At 39.9% G+C, this 268-nt stretch carries 1 pseudogene; it reads left to right on the plus strand.

Features of this window, described 5'->3' with window-relative positions:
• Positions 1-268 (plus strand): annotated as a pseudogene (locus LI126_RS14760) (IS21 family transposase); the annotation flags it as partial.

Genomic DNA, 268 nt, shown 5'->3' on the forward strand with positions numbered 1-268 from the left:
GTGTTCCAAAAGAAATTTGGTTTGATAATATGGCAACGGTTGTAGACCATCATTCCAGTTATCCTGGACATGTTAAATTCAACGAAAAATTTCTTTCATTTAGTAAAGATGCTGGATTTAAGGCGATTGCCTGTCAGCCGTACAGGCCACAAACAAAGGGAGTTGTGGAATCTCTAGCGAGAACAACTAGCCGACTAGCTCCTTACGATGGTGAATTTAAAACCTTAAAGGAACTTGATGGCATCGTTGATGAGATCTGTCGAGATTT

It is taken from the genome of Mediterraneibacter sp. 210702-DFI.5.30 (assembly GCF_020560115.1).
In the GTDB taxonomy this organism is placed as follows: Bacteria; Bacillota; Clostridia; order Lachnospirales; family Lachnospiraceae; genus Mediterraneibacter; species Mediterraneibacter faecis.